Annotated in this window: 18 protein-coding genes; 11 read left to right on the top strand and 7 right to left on the bottom strand. The window is 63.4% G+C overall.

Features of this window, described 5'->3' with window-relative positions:
* Positions 1-19: 19 nt before the first annotated feature.
* The 3 genes from H3H45_RS12965 (at position 20) to rpoS (ending at position 3,085) form a co-directional block, all read left to right on the top strand.
* Positions 20-958 (top strand): DUF368 domain-containing protein, encoded by a 939-nt coding sequence (locus H3H45_RS12965; protein WP_182834164.1) that lies wholly within the window; start codon positions 20-22, stop codon positions 956-958.
* The gene (locus H3H45_RS12960; RefSeq protein WP_182834163.1) at positions 959-1,882 is read left to right on the top strand and encodes a peptidoglycan DD-metalloendopeptidase family protein; all 924 of its coding nucleotides are present in this window, start codon (positions 959-961) and stop codon (positions 1,880-1,882) included.
* Positions 1,883-2,077: 195 nt separating this feature from the next.
* Complete coding sequence (gene rpoS / locus H3H45_RS12955) at positions 2,078-3,085, top strand: RNA polymerase sigma factor RpoS (protein WP_182834162.1); 1,008 nt, start codon at positions 2,078-2,080, stop codon at positions 3,083-3,085.
* A gap of 450 nt (positions 3,086-3,535) precedes the next feature.
* On the opposite strand, the gene fdxA is transcribed toward rpoS, so the two are convergent.
* Together fdxA and mutS are read right to left on the bottom strand one after the other, a co-directional pair.
* Positions 3,536-3,859, bottom strand: a complete 324-nt coding sequence (fdxA, locus tag H3H45_RS12950; protein WP_017678218.1) for a ferredoxin FdxA — start codon at positions 3,857-3,859, stop codon at positions 3,536-3,538.
* 140 nt (positions 3,860-3,999) lie between these two features.
* Positions 4,000-6,567 carry a DNA mismatch repair protein MutS gene (gene mutS, locus H3H45_RS12945; protein WP_182834161.1) on the bottom strand — a complete coding sequence of 856 codons (2,568 nt, stop codon included), beginning with the start codon at positions 6,565-6,567 and terminating at the stop codon, positions 4,000-4,002.
* Between the two features lie 78 nt (positions 6,568-6,645).
* Between mutS and H3H45_RS12940 the strand changes: the two genes are divergently transcribed.
* From H3H45_RS12940 to recX, 3 genes are all read left to right on the top strand, one after another.
* Positions 6,646-7,146, top strand: a complete 501-nt coding sequence (locus H3H45_RS12940) for a CinA family protein (protein WP_182834160.1) — start codon at positions 6,646-6,648, stop codon at positions 7,144-7,146.
* Between the two features lie 86 nt (positions 7,147-7,232).
* Positions 7,233-8,285, top strand: coding sequence for a recombinase RecA (gene recA, locus H3H45_RS12935; RefSeq protein ID WP_182834159.1), 1,053 nt, complete (start codon positions 7,233-7,235; stop codon positions 8,283-8,285).
* A 30-nt stretch (positions 8,286-8,315) separates the two neighbouring features.
* Positions 8,316-8,774, top strand: a complete 459-nt coding sequence (recX, locus tag H3H45_RS12930) for a recombination regulator RecX (protein ID WP_182834158.1) — start codon at positions 8,316-8,318, stop codon at positions 8,772-8,774.
* 95 nt (positions 8,775-8,869) lie between these two features.
* Here the strand turns inward: recX and H3H45_RS12925 are convergent, their stop codons facing one another.
* Together H3H45_RS12925 and H3H45_RS12920 are read right to left on the bottom strand one after the other, a co-directional pair.
* Positions 8,870-9,949, bottom strand: a complete 1,080-nt coding sequence (locus H3H45_RS12925) for an LOG family protein (RefSeq protein WP_182834157.1) — start codon at positions 9,947-9,949, stop codon at positions 8,870-8,872.
* A gap of 238 nt (positions 9,950-10,187) precedes the next feature.
* Positions 10,188-11,591, bottom strand: a complete 1,404-nt coding sequence (locus tag H3H45_RS12920) for an MBL fold metallo-hydrolase RNA specificity domain-containing protein (protein ID WP_182834156.1) — start codon at positions 11,589-11,591, stop codon at positions 10,188-10,190.
* Positions 11,592-11,714: 123 nt separating this feature from the next.
* Here H3H45_RS12920 and H3H45_RS12915 point away from each other — a divergent pair, with 123 nt between their 5' ends.
* Positions 11,715-14,120, top strand: a complete 2,406-nt coding sequence (locus tag H3H45_RS12915) for a phosphoketolase family protein (RefSeq protein ID WP_182834155.1) — start codon at positions 11,715-11,717, stop codon at positions 14,118-14,120.
* A gap of 54 nt (positions 14,121-14,174) precedes the next feature.
* On the top strand, positions 14,175-14,369 hold the full coding sequence (locus H3H45_RS12910; RefSeq protein WP_182834154.1) for a hypothetical protein: 195 nt from the start codon (positions 14,175-14,177) through the stop codon (positions 14,367-14,369).
* Positions 14,370-14,378: 9 nt separating this feature from the next.
* On the opposite strand, the gene H3H45_RS12905 is transcribed toward H3H45_RS12910, so the two are convergent.
* Positions 14,379-14,780 (bottom strand): quorum-sensing-regulated virulence factor family protein, encoded by a 402-nt coding sequence (locus tag H3H45_RS12905; RefSeq protein ID WP_182834153.1) that lies wholly within the window; start codon positions 14,778-14,780, stop codon positions 14,379-14,381.
* A gap of 118 nt (positions 14,781-14,898) precedes the next feature.
* On the opposite strand from H3H45_RS12905, the gene H3H45_RS12900 reads away from it, so the two are divergent.
* Positions 14,899-15,615, top strand: coding sequence for a tRNA-uridine aminocarboxypropyltransferase (locus H3H45_RS12900; protein ID WP_182834152.1), 717 nt, complete (start codon positions 14,899-14,901; stop codon positions 15,613-15,615).
* Here the strand turns inward: H3H45_RS12900 and H3H45_RS12895 are convergent.
* Positions 15,612-16,502, bottom strand: coding sequence for a DMT family transporter (locus H3H45_RS12895; RefSeq protein ID WP_182834151.1), 891 nt, complete (start codon positions 16,500-16,502; stop codon positions 15,612-15,614). The two genes, H3H45_RS12900 and H3H45_RS12895, sit on opposite strands and share 4 nt — an antisense overlap.
* 122 nt (positions 16,503-16,624) lie before the next feature.
* Between H3H45_RS12895 and erdR the strand changes: the two genes are divergently transcribed.
* Both erdR and H3H45_RS12885 read left to right on the top strand, forming a co-directional pair.
* Complete coding sequence (gene erdR, locus H3H45_RS12890; RefSeq protein ID WP_182834150.1) at positions 16,625-17,275, top strand: response regulator transcription factor ErdR; 651 nt, start codon at positions 16,625-16,627, stop codon at positions 17,273-17,275.
* 74 nt (positions 17,276-17,349) lie between these two features.
* Positions 17,350-17,715: a diacylglycerol kinase gene (locus H3H45_RS12885; protein ID WP_182834149.1), complete on the top strand. Its 366-nt coding sequence runs from the start codon at positions 17,350-17,352 to the stop codon at positions 17,713-17,715.
* A gap of 193 nt (positions 17,716-17,908) precedes the next feature.
* Here H3H45_RS12885 and H3H45_RS12880 read toward each other — a convergent pair whose 3' ends face one another.
* Positions 17,909-19,240, bottom strand: a complete 1,332-nt coding sequence (locus tag H3H45_RS12880; protein ID WP_182834148.1) for a DUF58 domain-containing protein — start codon at positions 19,238-19,240, stop codon at positions 17,909-17,911.
* Between the last annotated feature and the right edge of the window lie 10 nt (positions 19,241-19,250).

Below are 19,250 nucleotides of genomic sequence, written 5' to 3'. Positions count from 1 at the left end.
ATCTGCCAAGGAAAGCACGATGAAGAATTACCTGCTGCTCTTCGCCAAGGGCATTGCGATGGGCGCGGCCGATGTGGTGCCTGGCGTTTCCGGTGGCACCGTGGCCTTTATCAGCGGCATTTACGATGAACTGCTGCGCTCGATCGCCAGCGTGCCGGAAGCCGTGTTGCAGCTGCTGCGCGGGCGTATCGTCAAAGCCTGGCAAACGGCCAATGCCACCTTCCTGCTGGTGCTGCTGAGCGGCATTATGACCAGCATTTTCAGTCTGGCGCGGCTTATCACCTGGCTGCTGGCCGAGCATCCTATACCGGTCTGGTCGTTCTTCTTCGGCCTGATCCTGGTGTCCAGCCACCTTGTGGCGCGTGAGATCACGCGCTGGAACTGGACACGTTTCGCCAGCTTCGTGCTGGGCGTTGCCTTTGCCTGGTGGATCACCGTGGCTTCGCCGGTGCAGTGGGGCAGCGATCCCCTGAGCTTGTTCTTGGCCGGCGCCATTGCCATCTGCGCGATGATCTTGCCGGGCATTTCCGGCAGTTTCCTGCTGGTGCTGATGGGCTTGTATGCCCTGGTGCTGGGCGCGGTGAAAACCCTGGATATCGGTGTGCTGGCGGTCTTCGCTGCCGGCTGCCTGGTCGGCATCCTGAGCTTTGCCCGTCTACTTAGCTGGTTGCTGGCGCGCTGGCGTGATCTGACCCTGGCGTTTCTGGTTGGCCTGATGCTCGGCTCGCTGAACAAGGTCTGGCCGTGGAAACAGACTCTGACCTGGCGCACCGACAGCCATGGTCAGCAGACCCCCCTGCTGCAGGACAACCTGTTGCCGGCGCAGTTCGCTCAGCTCAATGGTCAGGATGCCCAGCTCTGGCTGGCTATTCTTCTGGCCATTGCGGGTGTGGTCCTGGTGCTGGGCTTGGAGTGGCTGGCCGGGCGCAAACAGCAAGCGGCTGGTTCCGTCGAATAAATGCGGCACAATAGCCGCTCTTACAAGAAACACCTGCATAGGGAGCTCGGGGTGACAGTCACAACCAAACAGCAGCGAAATGGCCTTGCCGGTCGAGCCGGCCTTGGTGCTTTGCTTTTCGCCGCCTTGCTCAGCGGTTGTGGCAGTTCCCCGACTACGCCGGTACAGGTGGTTGATCGCAATGCCAGCGGCCAGCAGCCGCGCCCCCAGGCCAGCGGCGGCCAGTACATCGTGCAACGTGGCGATACGCTGTATTCGATCGCATTCCGTTTTGGCTGGGACTGGAAGGGGCTGGCCGCGCGCAACAATATCCCCGCGCCCTATGTGATTCGTCCCGGCCAGATCATCCGCTTCGACTCTCCCCAAGGCAGCGCCCCGGCAGTGACCCAGGTCAGCAAGCCGAACAATCCCCCGGTAGTGGTGGCTCAGCAGCCGGTTACGCGTGCGCCACAGCAACCGTCGGTGCAGAATTCGCCGCCCCCTGTTCAGGCCAGCAAGCCGCCGGTAACGGCGCCGGTTGTACCCGGTAAAGTGCAGCCGGTAACCCGCTCGGCGAAAGGTTGGGCCTGGCCGGCGAATGGCGTTCTGATCGGCAAATTCTCGTCAAACGGCAGTTTGAATAAAGGAATTGATATCGCCGGTGAATTGGGCCAGCCTGTTTTGGCTGCGTCTGATGGTTCCGTTGTGTACGCCGGAAGTGGGTTACGGGGCTACGGCGAACTGGTGATCATCAAGCACAGCGATACCTACGTAAGTGCTTACGGACATAACCGTAGGCTACTGGTGCGGGAGGGGCAGCAGGTCAAAGCCGGACAGCATATCGCCGAGATGGGTTCCACGGGAACCGACCGGGTGAAACTCCACTTCGAGATTCGCCGTCAGGGTAAACCTGTGGATCCGCTGCAATATCTGCCACGTCGCTGACCTCGCTGCTAGTCTGTTCCAGAGTAGGAGGAACGGGCTCGGGTGTTGCCAGGGAGTGAATTCAGCTTTATTTCAGGTGCGAAGTGAACGGCAGCAGGTCTGTTTCGGCAGGCGTGGGGGGCCGGTTCTCCCTGAGGTGAAACTGGAATAGGCGCCGCCAGGGCTTGTTGTCGAACTCAGCAAAGGACAACAACAATGGCACTCAATAAAGAAGCGCCGGAGTTTGACGTCGACGATGAAGTGCTGCTCATGGAGCCCGGCATCGTCCTGGAAGATGTGTTAAGCGAGGATTCCGAGCTACCGCTTTCCAGCGCCAAATCCAGAAACTCGACCACTAGTCTCAAGCAGCACAAATACATCGATTACACCCGGGCGCTCGATGCGACCCAGTTGTACCTCAATGAAATCGGCTTTTCCCCTCTACTGACTCCTCAGGAAGAAGTGCACTTCGCGCGTCTGGCGCAGAAGGGTGATCCTGCGGGTCGCAAACGCATGATCGAAAGCAACCTGCGGCTGGTGGTGAAAATCGCCCGGCGCTACGTCAATCGGGGTCTTTCCCTGTTGGATCTGATCGAAGAGGGCAACCTCGGGCTGATCCGCGCGGTAGAGAAGTTCGACCCGGAACGCGGCTTCCGCTTTTCGACCTATGCCACCTGGTGGATTCGTCAGACCATCGAACGGGCGATCATGAATCAGACCCGCACGATTCGTTTGCCGATCCATGTGGTCAAGGAGCTCAACGTCTACCTGCGTGCGGCGCGCGAGCTGACGCAGAAGCTTGATCATGAGCCTTCTGCCGAGGAGATTGCCAACCTGCTGGAAAAACCCGTGGACGAGGTCAAGCGCATGCTCGGCCTCAACGAACGGGTGACTTCGGTGGATGTCTCCCTGGGACCGGACTCGGACAAGACCCTGCTCGATACCCTGACCGACGAGAAGCCGACCGACCCCTGCGAATTGCTGCAGGACGACGACCTTTCGCAGAGCATCGATCAGTGGCTGTCGGAACTCACCGACAAGCAGCGCGAGGTAGTGATCCGCCGCTTCGGTCTGCGTGGCCACGAGAGCTGCACCCTGGAGGAAGTCGGCCAGGAAATCGGCCTGACCCGTGAGCGGGTTCGGCAGATCCAGGTCGAAGCGCTCAAGCGCCTGCGTGAGATCCTCGAGAAGAATGGCTTGTCGAGTGACGCGTTGTTCCAGTGAGCACTTCTGGTGACATGAGAAACCCGGCTTCGGCCGGGTTTTTTATTGTTGGCGTTGTAAGTCATTGCTTACAGAGGCTGTAGGAAATTGCAGGCGGTTGGCGCGGGTTATGGGCCATTTTCCTACGCCGATAAAATTTAACTAATTGAAAAATATAGATTTATTTTTCAATTCGAGCCGGAGTTGGCTTGTTTTGCGCGGACTAGTGGCCTTGTTCGGCGGGTGCGAAACGCTAATATGAACCACGTGCAAAGGGAAAAGCACAGGCCCTCAGGGAAGATGGTCAGGAACCACCGCAGGATGCGGTTCATCAGGATGATGAGCAGGAAACAGAGGGAGTAGGGAAAAAAGAGTGGGCGGTTAATAACCGCCCCTTTTTTTGTCCGCAGAAAACCTGCACACAGTAAAAGGCCCGCATTGCGCGGGCCTTTTACGTTGCAGCGAAAGCGCTTAGCGCTCCAGGTGCTGCAGCTTGTCCTTCACGCCGTCCCACTCTTCGGCGTCTGGCAGGGCTTCTTTCTTCTCGGTGATGTTCGGCCAGACTTCAGCCAGGTCGGCGTTCAACTCGATGAACTCCTGCTGGTCTTCCGGCACCTCGTCTTCGGAGAAGATCGCCTGGGCCGGGCATTCCGGCTCGCACAGGGCGCAGTCGATGCACTCGTCCGGGTGGATCACCAGGAAGTTCGGGCCTTCATAGAAGCAGTCAACCGGGCAGACTTCCACGCAGTCGGTGTATTTGCACTTGATGCAATTGTCGGTAACGACGAAGGTCATGGTTCGATTCTCTCCTCGGGCGGCGGCCTGATCCCTTTCTGCGCAGGGCTTGCAGGTGCTCTGTAATTGGCCGCGGCTCAGGCTGTAAACCGGGCAGTCGTAAAATTGCGCGCGATTCTATCAGCTTGCGCCGCTTGGCGTTAGATGCGCGTCTTCCATGTATATAACAGCTCCAGGGCCCGGCGCGGTGTCAGATCATCGGGATTGATCTTGGCCAATTCCTCCAAAACAGGGTGCGGCAGGCTGGCAAACAGGTCGTTCTGCAGTGGCGCTGCCGGTTGGCCAGGTGCGCTGCGTGGCGTTTCGTGGGGCAGGCTGGTGGTTTCCAGGCGCGCCAGGTGCTCACGGGCGCGAGCGATCACCGGGGCCGGTACGCCGGCCAGTTGCGCCACAGCCAGACCATAGCTCTGGCTGGCCGGGCCGGGTAGCACGTGATGGAGGAAGACGATGCGCTCGTTGTGCTCGGTGGCGTTGAGGTGCACGTTGGCCACTACTGGCTGGCTTTCCGGCAACACGGTCAGCTCGAAGTAGTGGGTGGCGAACAGCGTCCAGGCGCGCAGGCTAGCCAGCTGTTCGGCGGCCGACCAGGCCAGCGACAAGCCATCGAAGGTGCTGGTGCCGCGGCCCACTTCGTCCATCAGCACCAGGCTGCGTTCGCTGGCGTTGTGCAGGATGTTGGCGGTTTCGCTCATCTCGACCATGAAGGTCGAGCGGCCGCCGGCCAGGTCGTCACTGGAGCCGATGCGGGTGAAGATGCGGTCTACCAGCGACAGCTCGCAGCTGGCTGCCGGGACGAAGCTGCCAATATGGGCGAGCAGCACGATCAGCGCGGTCTGGCGCATGTAGGTCGACTTACCGCCCATGTTCGGGCCGGTGATGATCAGCATGCGCGTGTTGTCATCGAGACCCAGGTCGTTGGCGACGAACGGCGTGTCCAGCACCTGCTCGACCACCGGGTGGCGACCCTGGCTGATGCGCATGCAGGGTTCTTCGACGAAGCGCGGGCGGTTGAGGTCGAGGTTCAGCGCGCGCTCGGCCAGGTTGCTCAGCACGTCCAGCTCGGCCAGTGCTGCAGCGGTGTCCTGCAGCGGCGCCAGATGGCCGATCAGGCGTTCCAGCAGCTCGTCGTACAGCAGCTTCTCGCGGGCCAGGGCGCGGCTCTTGGCCGACAGCGCCTTGTCCTCGAACTCCTTCAGCTCCGGGGTGATAAAGCGCTCGGCGCCCTTCAGGGTCTGCCGGCGGATGTAGTCGGCCGGCGCCGATTCGGCCTGCTTGCTCGGCAGCTCGATGAAGTAGCCGTGTACGCGGTTGTAGCCGACCTTGAGGTTGGCCAGGCCGGTGCGGGCCTTCTCGCGCACTTCCAGATCCATCAGGTACTGGCCGGCGTTCTCGCTGAGCGACTGCAGTTCGTCCAGCTCGGCGTCGTAACCGGTCTTCAGCACGCCGCCGTCGCGGATCACCGCCGGTGGGTTGTCGATGATGGCGCGGGCCAGCAGGTCGGCCAGCTCCGGGTAGGTGCGGATGTTCACCGCCAGTTCCGCTAGGTGCGGCACATCCAGCTTGGCCATGCCGTCCTGCAGTTGCGGCAGGGCGGCCAGGGCATCGCGCAGGCGCGCCAGGTCGCGTGGGCGAGCATTGCGCAAGCCGATGCGGGCGAGGATGCGTTCGATGTCGCCGATGTCCTTGAGCTGCGGCTGGATCAGCTCGAACTGGTAGCGGTCGAGCAGGCAGGCGATGGAGTCCTGGCGACCTTCCAGCACCGCGCGATCACGCAGCGGGCGGTTCAGCCAGCGGGTCAGCAGGCGCGAGCCCATCGCAGTCTGGCAGCGGTCGACTACTGATTGAAGGGTGTTGTCGCGCCCGCCGGCGAGGTTGGTGTCCAGCTCCAGGTTGCGCCGGCTGGCGCCGTCGAGGATCACCGTGTCATCCAGCCGTTCATGGCGCAGGCTGCGCAGGTGCGGCAGGGCGGTACGCTGGGTTTCCTTGGCATAGCCGAGCAGGCAGCCGGCGGCGCCGATGGCCAGGGTCAGGTTCTCGCAGCCGAAGCCTTTCAGGTCCTGGGTGGCGAACTGCTGACACAGGCTCTTGCGTGCCGTGTCACGGTCGAAGTCCCAGGGCGCGCGGCGGCGGGTGCCGCGGCGCTTATCCACTGGCAAGCCCTGCGGCCAGTCATCGGGGATCAGCAGTTCGGCTGGGCTCAGGCGCTCCAGCTCGGCCAGCAGGTTTTCCCAGCCCTTGAGCTCCTGCACGGTGAAGCGGCCACTGGTGATGTCCAGGGTGGCCAGGCCGAACAGGCGCTCATCGCCCAGCACGGCGGCCAGCAGGTTGTCGCGGCGCTCATCGAGCAGCGCCTCATCGCTGATGGTACCGGGGGTGATGATGCGCACCACCTGGCGTTCGACCGGGCCCTTGCTGGTGGCCGGGTCGCCGATCTGCTCGCAGATCACCACCGACTCGCCGAGCTTGACCAGTTTGGCCAGGTAGCCCTCGGCCGAGTGATGGGGAATGCCGCACATCGGGATCGCCTGGCCGGCCGACGAGCCGCGCGCGGTCAGGGTGATATCCAGCAGTGCCGCGGCTTTCTTCGCGTCCTCGTAGAAAATCTCGTAGAAGTCGCCCATGCGGTAGAACATCAGCTGATCCGGATGCTGGTTCTTCAGCTTCCAGTACTGCTGCATCATCGGCGTGTGGGCGGAGAGATCACTCATGGTTCTGGCTGTCCGGCTTAATTCACAAAGTCGCGTAGTGTACGGTATCCGCCGAACCCGCTTAACCCCGGAGCGCATATGGAATCCCTAACTGCATTGGCCGCCCGCCTGGGGCAGTGTCTGCAAGCCGCACACGCCCAGATCAGTACGGCCGAGTCCTGTACCGGTGGCGGGATTGCCGAGGCGATCACCCGTATTGCCGGCAGCTCGGCCTGGTTCGAGGCGGGCTATATCACCTATTCCAATGCGCAGAAGACCGCTCAGCTGGGGGTGTCGGCCGAACTGTTTGAACGCGTCGGTGCAGTCAGCCAAGAGGTGGTCGAAGCCATGGTGCGTGGTGCTCAGCAGCACAGTGGCGCGCGTTTCGCCGTGGCGGTCAGTGGTGTTGCCGGCCCGGGTGGTGGTTCGCCGGAGAAACCGGTGGGTACGGTCTGGCTGGCCTGGGGTGACGCCGACCAGCTGTATAGCCAGCGTTGCCAGTTTGCTGGCGACCGCAGCGAAGTGCGCCGGCAGACTGTGGAGCGTGCGCTGCAGGGTGCGCTCCGACTGACGGCAGGAGAAAAACCCTGGCAGGGGTAGGCGAGCGACTTGCCTTATGGAATACTACTGTCTACTTATACAGTTGTTAGTGGGCGATTGGCCCTCTTGAATACGTGAGGATGGAAATGGACGACAACAAGAAGCGTGCTTTGGCGGCGGCCCTTGGCCAGATCGAAAAGCAATTCGGCAAAGGCGCAGTGATGCGCATGGGCGACCATGAACGCCAAGCCATTCCGGCCATTTCCACCGGCTCCCTGGGCCTCGACATCGCCCTCGGTATTGGCGGCCTGCCGAAAGGCCGGATCGTCGAGATCTACGGCCCGGAATCCTCGGGTAAAACCACTCTGACCCTGTCGGTGATCGCCGAAGCGCAGAAGATGGGTGCCACCTGCGCCTTCGTCGACGCCGAACACGCCCTCGACCCGGACTACGCCGGCAAGCTCGGCGTGAATGTCGATGACCTGCTGGTGTCGCAGCCGGATACCGGCGAACAGGCCCTGGAAATCACCGACATGCTGGTGCGCTCCAACGCCGTCGACGTGATCATCGTCGACTCCGTGGCCGCCCTGGTGCCGAAAGCCGAAATCGAAGGCGAGATGGGCGACATGCACGTCGGCCTCCAGGCCCGTCTGATGAGCCAGGCGCTGCGCAAGATCACCGGCAACATCAAGAACGCCAACTGCCTGGTGATCTTCATCAACCAGATTCGCATGAAGATCGGCGTGATGTTCGGTAGCCCGGAAACCACCACTGGTGGTAACGCCCTCAAGTTCTACGCCTCGGTACGCCTGGACATCCGCCGTACCGGCGCGGTCAAGGAAGGCGACGAAGTGGTCGGCAGCGAAACCCGCGTCAAAGTGGTAAAGAACAAGGTCGCCCCGCCGTTCCGCCAGGCCGAATTCCAGATTCTCTACGGCAAGGGCATCTACCGTACCGGTGAAGTCATCGACCTCGGCGTGCAGCTCGGCCTGATCGAGAAATCGGGCGCCTGGTACAGCTACCAGGGCAACAAGATCGGCCAGGGCAAGGCCAACTCGGCCAAATACCTGGAAGACAACCCGGAAGTGGGTAGCGCCATCGAGAAGATCATCCGCGAGAAATTGCTGGTGGCGTCCGGCCCGGCAGCTCGTGCCGAGTCGACGGTCGATGCTGACGACCTGGCCGATATCGACGCCTGATCGTCACCGCCTGAGCGCCGGTAGCCGTCCATGATGCTCGATACCCTGGTTGCGGTGCGGCGTACTGCGATGGATCTGCTGGCGCGCCGCGAGCATGGGCGTGTGGAGCTGACGCGCAAGCTGCGTCAGCGTGGCGCCCCGGCGGAGCTGATCGATAGCGCCCTCGACCGCCTTGCGGAAGAGGGGCTGCTGTCGGAGTCGCGCTATCTCGACAGCTTCGTCAGCAGCAAGGCGCGTTCAGGTTATGGGCCGCTACGCATCCGCGAGGAGCTGGCCCAGCGTGGTTTGCCGCGTGCGGCGATCGAGCAGGCGCTGGCCGCCGCAGATATCGACTGGTCGGCGCAGTTGCGTGAGCTCTGGCAGCGCAAGTTTTCCGCTGTTTTACCCACGGATCTCCGTGAGCGGGCCAAGCAAGGGCGCTTCCTTGCCTATCGCGGTTTTTCCCAGGAACAGATCGGTCGCCTGCTGCGCGGCGCCGACCTGGACTGAATTCCCCTTTAAGCCCGGAGTCCTCACTTCCGGGCTTTCTTTTACCTGCGCTTCCCATCTTTGCAGTGCTGTCCCTGTGAGCAGTACCGCGTGCCTCAGCCGTTCTGCGCCCAGTTTTGCGGCAGGTTGATGAAGTCCACCAACTCGCGCAGGCGGCCATGGTCGCGGGCGTTGAAATGGAAGGCCAGGCGGGTCAGCTCGCAGAACTCCGGCTCATCGCTTTCTGCCTCGCAATAGTCTTGTTGCAGGTAGCCGCCGCTCAAGCACAGGTCGGCGAATTCCTTGTCCAGGGTCTTCAGGGCTGCGGCGTTGAGCGGGTGGTTCATGCGAATCAGGAAATTGCCCTTGAGCCAGCGCGTCGAGTGGAAGTTGCGGTAGAAGCGCGCGATCTCCTGGCCGGCTTCCTCGGCGCTGTGCGCCACGCGCATCAGGTGCATGTCGCTAGCCAGGATGTAATGGCGTTCCAGTAGCTGTTCGCGGATATAGCGCAGGGCTTCTTCCCAGTAGTTGCTGCCCGTTTCATCCAGCAAAACGATGGGCACCAGTGGGCTCTTGCCGGTCTGTACCAGAGTCAGGACTTCCAGCGCCTCGTCTAGTGTGCCGAAACCGCCAGGGCAGAGCACCAGGGCATCTGCTTCTTTGACGAAGAACAGTTTGCGCAGGAAGAAGAAGTGGAATGACAACAGGTTGCCGCTGCCCTGCACGGTGGCATTGGCACCTTGTTCGAAGGGTAGGGTGATATTGAAGCCGAGGCTGTTTTCCAGGCCAGCACCTTCGTGGGCAGCGGCCATGATGCCGCCTCCGGCACCGGTGATCACCATCAGATCCAGGCGGGCCAGGGTCTGGCCCAGTTCACGGGCCAGACGGTAGGTAGGGTGGTCGGCAGGGGTGCGCGCGGAGCCGAACACGGTGACCTTGCGCCGGCGCTTGAACTGTTCGAGGGAGCTGAAGGCGTGCTCCATTTCACGCAGGGTCTGCAGCATGATCTTGGCGTCCCAGCGGTTGCGGTCAGCCTGGGCCATGCGCACGACGGTGGTGAGCATTTCCTGGTACAGCGGCAGGTTTGGGCTAGCAGGCGGTACCACCAGGCCGGCGAGTTCGGCCACCTTACTGCTCAGGTCGATCCCGCCGGTTTGAAAGTGCCGAGACAGATAGTCGTCCGGTTCATAAGGCATACAACTTCTCCTTTTCTGATACGGACCAGGTCATTTCACATCCTTGAAACGCCCGACCCTGTAGAGAGTATGGCTGGGCCATGACGCTTTGAGAGACAAACGAGAGGCTGGTTGCAGCGCGGCAGTCAGGATTTTGTAAGCGGATAGATCGGTGGGGCCGGCAGAGTCGCGCGCAGCCTATTGGTTGAAACAACAGGCTGCGTGCCACGACGGCGGCGAAGTAGCCGGATAACGCCGCTCAGATGGCGATCTGCTCGCCCGGTTCGGGGATACTGGCGATCCAGTTGAGCTTGTCGCGCAGGGCTTGCTGCAAGGCTTGCATCTTCTCCAGCTCGCCATGCACCAGGTACAGCTCCGGGCGATGGTCGAAGTGACTGACCCAATCGAGCAGCTGCGACTGCCCGGCGTGGGCGGAGAAGCCGCCGAGGGTGTGAACCTTGGCTTTCACTGCCAGGCGCTGGTGCAGCACCTTGACCGTACTGGCGCCGTCGACGATAGCGCGACCCAGGGTGCCCTTGGCCTGGAAACCAGGGAATACCAGGTGGCACTCGCTGCGCCAGAGGTTGTGCTTGAAGTGGTGGACGATGCGCCCGCCGGTGCACATGCCGCTGCCGGCGATGATGATGGCGCCGCTGCGGATGCGGTTGATCGCCATGGAGTCTTCCGGCTGCGGGGTGCAGCGCAGGATCGGCAGCCAGTCTTCGATGCGCTTGCTGCTTTTGCTCTTCAGTGCGGCGCGATCCGCCGGGTCGAACTGGTCCTGGTAGCGCGAGTAGATGGCATTGGCGCGAATGGCCATTGGGCTGTCGAGGAACACCGCCTGCTGCGGCAGACGACCTTCCTGATAGAAGCGCCCGAGGTAATAGATCAGGTCCTGGGTGCGGCCGACGGCGAAGGACGGGATCAGCACATTGCCGCCATCGCGATGGGCCTGCTGCAGGATGGCGGCGAGTTCATCTAGGGTGTCGCTGTTGCAGCGGTGATCGCGGTCGCCGTAGGTGGATTCGAGCAGTACCAAGTCGGCACGACCGAGGGTAGTGGGGTCGCGCATCAGCGGTGAGCAGGTATTGCCCAAGTCGCCGGAGAACACCAGACGGCGGTTCAGGTGATGATCCTGCACGACCATCTCGACAATGGCCGAGCCGAGAATATGTCCGGCCTCATGGAAGGTCACCTGCACGCCCTTGGCCACCTCGTGTGCGGCCCCATAGGCCAGGGGGCGGCGCTGGCGCAGCACCTGCTCGGCGTCACGGATGGTATACAGCGGGCTGATCGGTGGCTTGCCCAGGCGCGCGCGCCACTTGCTCTCCCACTCGGCGTCATGCTCCTGGATATGCGCAGCATCCAGCAGCATCAGTTCCATCAGCTCGCAGGTAGCCTCGGTGGCGAAGATCGGCCCGCGGTAGCCGGCGGCGCTCAGTTTGGGTAGCAGGCCGGTGTGGTCGAGATGGGCGTGGGAAATCACTACGGCATCCAGGCTGAGCGGATCGAAGGGGAAGGGCGCGCGATTGCCTCCTTCCTCTTCTCGGCGGCCCTGGCGCAGGCCGCATTCGAGCAGCACTCGAGCACCATCGCGGCTTTCGATCAGGTAGCAGGAACCGGTGACTTGCTGGATAGCGCCGAGAAAGCTGAGCAGAGCCATGGTGATGTCCTTGCAGGTTGAGTGACTGCAGGTTGCCGCGCCCGCTGGTCGGGGGTCTTGATGCAGATCAGCAGGGACATGCATTGCCCAGCCTAGACTGCGATAAACCCGAGGAGCCGAACCATGTCGCAGATCTTTCCGAGTGCCGCTGAGCTGGACGCACATGCCGCTGACGAGAGCAGTTTTGCCGAGTGGCGGCGCGGCTACGGCCCTGTGCAGCATAGTCCAGAGACCCAGGCGGCCGTATTCCGCCTGGCCCATCAACTGGTACAGAGCGGTCGGCAGCCTGATCTGGCCCGCGTCTATCGCTTTTTCTGGGCACTGGATCGACTGAATGCCGCCGGCCTCTGGTTGGTGGTGCACATGACCTATGCCCGGCGCGTGCGCCCGGATGGTGCAGCCCTGCAGGCCGAGGACTTCAAGGCGCAACCCGAGGGGCATACCGGCGGGGCTTTGAACATGGTGCCGGCCTATGCCGGCTACCTGGCGCTCAATGCGCTGACAAGCGAAACCCGCGGCTGGCTTATGGGCCAGGGCCACTGCGTAGCGGCCATCGAAGCGCTCAACCTGCTCACCGCCAACCAGCATCCTCAGCAGGCACAGCGCTACACGCGCGACGAAGCTGGAATGAGTCGCCTGGTGGCCGATTTCTACAGCTATGCGCAGGCTCCGGATGGCGGCCCGGGTGTGCCGCTGGGCAGCCACGTCAATCCGCATACTGGCGGGGGCATTGCAGAGGGCGGCTACCTTGGCTTTGCCGAGTTGCAATACACCCATATGCCATTACCTGGCGAGAAGCTGGTGGCCTTCCTCTCCGATGGCGCGGCCGAAGAACAGCGCGGCAGCGACTGGATGCCGCGCTGGTGGCGCGCCGAGGACTGCGGGGTGGCGTTGCCGGTGATGATTGCCAATGGTAGGCGCATCGAGCAGCGGACCGAGCTGGGCACCCATGCAGGGCTGGACGGCTTTCGCCAGCACCTGCGTGGCTGCGGCTTCGACCCGCAGAGCTTCGACGGCCGCGACCCTGCGGCGTTTGCCTGCGCCCTCTGGGAGATGGAGCAGCGCCTGGAGCAACGCGTGCAGGAGCTGCACAGCCAGATTTTGCACTACCCGCTGCCGATGCCCTACGGCATTGCAGAAACGCAGAAGGGCTTCGGTTTCTATGGTGCCGGCAGCAATGCCGCGCACAACCTGCCCCTGCCGGGCAATCCGCATGACGATGCGGCCGTGCGGGCGCTGTTCAATCAGCACGCGGCCCCCTTGTGGGTTGCGCCGCACGAACTGGCACAGGCCTGTGCGCTGTTCATCACCTCTCGCCGTGAGCGCCCGGCTGAGCGCGAGCATGTCCTGGCGTTGCGCCAGCCCGCGACACCACGACTTCCCGAGCTGCATTATCAGTCCACTGCCGGTTCGCCGATGGCGGCTCTTGATCGTTTCTTCGTCGATCTGGTGCGTGCCAATCCGGGGCTGCGGCCGAGGGTCGGCAATCCGGACGAGCTGGCCAGCAATCGCCTGGGTGGCGTGCTCAAGGCGCTGAAACATCGGGTCAGCAGCCCGGAAAGCGATCAGGAGTCGTTGCACGGCGCGGTCATCACCGCGCTCAACGAGGAGGCCGTGGTGTCCGCTTGCCTGGCCAATCAGGGCGGGCTGAACCTGGTCGCCAGCTACGAAGCCTTCTGCGTGAAGATGCTCGGTGCCGTGCGCCAGGGCTTGATCTTTGCCCGCCAGCAGAAGGAGGCTGGGCGCCCGGCTGGCTGGCTGGGTTGGCCGCTGGTGGCGACCTCGCATACCTGGGAAAACGGCAAGAACCAGCAATCGCATCAGGACACCACGTTCTGCGAAGCCCTGCTCGGCGAGATGAGCGATATGGTGCGGGTGCTGTTCCCGGCCGATCACAATTCACTGCTGGCCCTGTTGCCATCGATCTACCAGGCGCGCGGGCAACTGGCTTGTGTGGTGGTGGCCAAGCGCGAGCAGCCGGCGGTCTTCGATCAGGCGCAGGCCGAACGGCTGGCCCGTGATGGCGCCATCCTGCTGGAGCAGGCGCCGGGTGCTGAGCCGCTGCTGTTGATTGCTACCGGCAGTTATCAGTTGACCGAGATGCGCCGCGCCGCCGTTCGTCTGAGCGCGGCAGGCTGCGCCTGGCGTCTGATTTACTTGCAAGAGCCAGGGCGCTTCCGCGCGCCGCGCGATGTCTGGGAGGCCGTGGCCGTAGCCCCGGCAGCGCTGCTCGAGGAGCTGTTCCCGGTGGCCTGTGGTCGCCGGATACTGCTGACCCACATGCGCCCCGAAGTGACCCGCGGGCACCTCTGGCCGATTCTGGGCGAGGCCCGCTGGCAACGTGTGCTGGGTTACCAGAACCGCGGCGGAACGCTGAACGAGGCCGGCATGTTGTTTGCCAATCGGGCCAGTTGGGCGCATGTGTTGCAGGCGGCGGCTGAACTGCTGGAAATGAGCCCGCTGCAGCTACTCAGTGCCGATGAGTGGGCTGCGGTCTGTGGTGAAGGAGATCCCCTGAGCCTGCGTTGAGGCAGGTTGGCAGGCTTTAAGGGATGACATGAGCAAGGAAAGGGAGGGGCAGGTATGCCCAAGTTGACGCTGGAGCTGGATCTGGAACTGTATCGCCTGCTGGTGCAGGCCTCGCGCACCAATGGCCTGAGCTTGGAAGACGAGTGCCTCCGACGCCTGGAGGGTGGTGCGCGGCGCTCACGCTACATGGAGGCGCTGCTTGCAGAGCTGCGTGCCGACGACGAGCAGAAGCGCGCCGAAGGCAGTTGAGCGCGCGGTCTATTGCAGACCGCAATCGGCCTTGGCGAAACGTTCGGTGGTGACTGGGCGGTTGCTCTGGTACTCGCTGAACTCGTAACGCAGCACGGCGCCGCGGGCCAACAGCTGGCGATAGCCGGTATTGCTGCAGACGCTCTTTGCCAGTTGCTGGCGCACCGCATCGGGGTTGCCACGCATCTGCGCCGCGTGTCCGCTGCGCACGCTGAGATGATTGATCAGTTCGTTGCCTTGCACCGTATAGCCCTGGTCGAGGATGTCCTCGTTGATCGCCCGCGGCGTACCGACGCTGCTTTCCTTGGCCACCTGGCCGAGCATGCGGGCCAGTTCGTACTCCTGCAGGGAAGCAGCCTGGACGGTGGGCAGGACGAGGCTGAGGGCGAGCAGGGTAGCGGGGCGTAGCATGGACGATCTCCTTAAATAAGACGGAATCCTTCGACCGGCCGGCAGCTGGCGGGTTCAGTCGTTGCACATCTTACTCTAGACTTGCGCGCCCTTAGCTCTTCACTCCGCAGGTTTCTCCATGACTCACGCCGTTGCCCGGCTGCGCGCCGAACGCCTGGCACGCAGCCTCAAGCCTTTCGTGGCTCGCGGCTCGCGGGCACCCCGCTGTCCGCGTTGTCGGGTGCTGGGTAGTCATTGCCTGTGTGCCTGGCTGCCGCAGGTCGAGGCGCGGGCGGGCGTGTGCCTGCTGATGTACGACGTGGAAGCGCTGAAGCCGAGCAACACCGGCTGGCTGATTGCTGATCTGGTGGCCGATACCTTTGCCTTCGGCTGGCAGCGTACGACGGTCGACCCGGCCCTGCTGGCCTTGCTGGCCGATCCGCAGTGGCAACCCTATGTGGTGTTCCCGGGCGAGTATGCCGAGCCACAGCGGGTCATCGGCGAACTGCCGGCAGACAGCGGCAAGCGCCCGCTGTTCATCCTGCTCGATGCGACCTGGACCGAGGCGCGCAAGATGTTCCGCAAGAGCCCCTATCTGGACAACCTGCCGGTGCTCAGCCTGCAGCCGGAGCAGCTGTCGCGCTACCGCCTGCGCCGCTCCAAGCGTGACGAGCATCTGTGTACCGCCGAAGTCGCCGCCCTGTGCCTGGAGCAGGCCGGCGATGGCCGAGCGGCGGGTGCGCTGGATGCCTGGCTGGACCTGTTCACCGAACGTTATCTGGGGGCCAAGCACCGCTGGCCGGTGAACGAGAACAGCCCCGCGCACTTGGCGGTCAAAGCCTTTCTCCCGAACTAGCTAGCCAGGGCCTTCTTCGGCCATAGCTGGGCCAGCAGCATGCCAGCGAACATCAGGGCGCAGCCAAAATAGCCTTTCAGCGCCAGGGCTTCGCTGAGGAACAGCGCACCGGCGATGGCGGCGAATACCGCTTCCAGTGACAGGATGATCGCCGCGTGCGAGGCGATTGCATGCTTCTGCGCCACCACCTGCAGGGTGAAGCCGACAGCCACGCCGAACAGGCCGCCGTAGAGAATCGCTGGGCCGGCGGCGAGGATTGCATCGAGCTTGATCTCTTCGAGGACCAGGGCCAGTACCAGGCTGATCACCGCACAGGTGGCGAATTGCAGCAAAGCCAGGCGCAGCGGATCGTGGCGGCTGGCGAAGAAGCTCACCAGCAACACATGCACACCCCAGACGAAAGCGCCGGCCAGCTGCAACCAGTCACCGGAGGCGACCTGGAAACCTTCGCCTACGCTCAACAGGAACATCCCCGCTACCGCCAGGCCAGCGCCGAGCCAGGTGCCCATGCCGGTCTTGTGGCCGATGAACAGGCCCAGCAGCGGCACCACGATGACATACAGGCCGGTGATGAAGCCGGAGTTGGTGACGCTGGTGAACAGCAGGCCGACCTGCTGCAGGTTGATGCCCAGCGACAGCGCTAGACCCATGATCAGACCGGCGAGCAGCAGGCTGCGGTTGATCGGTTCGGGCCTTTTTTCGCCGCCGCGGCGGCTTAGCAGCACGACCAGTGGCAACAGCACCACGGTTGCCAGGGCGAAGCGCAGGCCGGTATAGAGGAAGGGGCCGATGGCATCCATGCCCAGGCGCTGCGCCACGAAGGCCGAGCCCCAGATCATGGCGGTCAGTAACATCAGCAGGTCGGCGCGCAGGGCTTGGCTTCGCATGGTCTGTCTCTACAGTAAAAAGCCGCGACTTTGCCGCAAAGCGCGCGACTTGACCACCCCGTCAGGGCTGGGCATGCTTGGCGCCGCTTGCTGCCAGGCCCACAACAACAACAGGGAATCCCATGGCCGGTTACGAAATCCTTATCGCTGACGATCACCCCCTGTTCCGCAGTGCCCTGCAACAGGCGCTGAGCCTGGGCCTGGGGCCGGATGTGCGGCTGGTGGAAGCAGCCAGCATCGCCGAACTGGAAACCCGCCTGGGTGAGAAGAGTGACTGGGACCTGGTTCTGCTCGACCTCAACATGCCCGGTGCCTACGGCTTTTCCGGCCTGGTGCTGCTGCGCGGGCAGTACCCGCAGGTGCCGGTGGTGATGGTCTCGGCGCAGGAAGAACCGGCCGTAGTCGTACGTTCGCGCGAGTTCGGCGCCAGCGGCTTCATTCCCAAGTCCAGTTCTCTGGAAACCATCCAGCAGGCGGTGCGCCAGGTGCTCGATGGCGATGTCTGGTGGCCGGCGTTGACGGCCGAAGCGGCCAGCGTGTCGGCCGAGGCCAAGGCGGCCAGCGCTGGCCTGGCCAGCCTCACGCCGCAGCAGTTCCGGGTGCTGACCATGGTCTGCGAGGGCTTGCTGAACAAGCAGATCGCCTATGAGCTGAGTGTTTCCGAGGCAACCATCAAGGCCCACGTCACCGCCATCTTCCGCAAGCTCGGGGTGCGTACGCGAACCCAGGCGGCGCTTTTGCTGCAGCAGATGGAATCGATTCCGGGGCAGTGACCCTGCTGCCCTTCACGTATTTTTGACGGCCCCGGCCCTAGGCTCGGACGTAGTCTTTCTCAGGTAGTCATGCAATGTCGCCATTCAAGGGCCAGACCGGTCTGAAACGTATCCTCAATGCCGCCGGCTATTCGCTGGACGGCCTGCGCGCCGCCTTCGCCGGTGAAGCTGCCTTCCGCCAATTGGTGCTGCTCAACGTGGTGCTGGTGCCATTGGCCTTCTGGCTGGATGTAAGCCCGGTTGAGCGCGCGCTGATGGTGGCGGTGGGCTTGCTGTCGCTGATCGTCGAGCTGTTCAACTCGGCGGTGGAGGCGGCGATCGATCGCATCTCCCTGGATCGCCACCCCTTGTCGAAGAATGCCAAGGACATGGGCAGCGCCGCGCAGTTCGTTTCCCTCAGCCTGATTGCTCTGGTCTGGGCGATCATCCTGATCGGCTGAATGTAGGGGGATTACCCGCCGTCTTTGACTGAGCACTGTCGCGCAGCAAACTCTGTAGGAGCCAGGGGGACGCCCAGTCCTTGCTGGCGATGCTTTTGACCTGCCAAGATCGCCAGCAAGCTGGCTCCTACGTAGTGATGTGCGCTGCGACTACGGCGCCGAATATACCGGGCCGGCTCTTGTTCGGTCGCAATCAGAGCACCCCAGCCTTTTTCCACGCCAGATAGCGCCCGACCAGTTCCGGCCCCAGCTCGCCCGGGCGGGCGTCGAGTACCGGGATGCCATGGGCCAGCAGGCGCTCGTGCAGGCCGGCGCGGGCATTCAGGTAGTTCACCGTGCCGCAGTAGCCGAGCGCCTGTTCGTAGCTTTGCACCGGGGTATGGCGCAGCTGGTCGAGGACTTCCTCACGCAGGCTGGCAATCAGCACACGGTGCTGGCGGCTGAGGCGCTTCACCGCCCCGAGTAACTCTTCGTCGTCTTCGTCACGCAGGTTGGTCACCAGCACCACCAGGGCGCGGCGGCGCTGACGTACCAGCAGGTTATTGATCGCCGTGGCGTAATCGGCGGGTCGGCGGGTACTGTCCAGGGCGTACACGGCGTTGAGCAGGGTGCTGATCTGCGCCTGGCCCTTGACCGGCGGCAGATACTGGTCCTGATCGCCGGCGAAGGTCGCCAGGCCCACCGCATCGCCCTGGCGCAGGGCCACGTAGCTGAGCAGCAGGCTGGCATTGAGGGCATGGTCGAAGTGCGACAGGTCGCCGTCTTGGCTGCGCATACGTCGCCCGCAATCGAGCAGGAAAACGATCTGCTGGTCGCGTTCGTCCTGGTATTCACGGGCGATCGGTGTGCGTTTGCGTGCGGTGGCTTTCCAGTCGATCTGCCGCAGCGTGTCGCCGTCGCGGAACTCGCGCAGCTGGTGGAACTCCAGGCCCAGGCCGCGGCGTGGGCGCTGGCGCACACCGAGCTGGCTGAGCCAATCGTCCACGGCCATCAGCTGGGCACCATAGAGGCGGGCGAAATCCGGGTAGACGCGGGTTTCCCCCGGCAGCTCCAGGTAGCGCCGGCCTTGCCATAGGCGCAGCGGGCTGGGCAGGTTGAGTTCGCAGCGGGTAAAGCGGAAGTGGCCGCGCAGCAACGGGCGCACGCGGTAGCCGCACTGAGTCTGCTCGCCGGGGCGCAGCTCGACGCGCTGCGGCAGGTATTCGAAGTCCATGCGCTCGGGCACGTGGTCGAACAGCTCGATGCTCAGTGGTTGGCTGTAATCGTGGTGCAGGGTTAGCTGCACCTCGCTCCAGCGCCCCAGTGGCAGGTTACCCGGCAGCTGACGCTCCAGGCGCGGCGACGGTAGGCGGCGCAGCCAAAGGGCATCGACGGTGGCGAGCAGCAAGAGGGCCAGCAGCAGGCCCCACCAGAGGGGCTGCAGGGTTTCCGGCAGCTTGACCTTGAGCAGCGGCAGCGTGCCCAGGACGATGGCCAGGGTCAGCAGCGCACCGAGCAGGCTGAGCAGGAGGCGCGAAGGTTTCATGCCGGGTATG

Source organism: Aquipseudomonas guryensis (genome assembly GCF_014164785.1).
Lineage (GTDB): Bacteria > Pseudomonadota > Gammaproteobacteria > Pseudomonadales > Pseudomonadaceae > Aquipseudomonas > Aquipseudomonas guryensis.
Note: the sequence above shows the minus strand (reverse complement) of the source record. Positions and strands in the feature narration are given on the sequence as shown.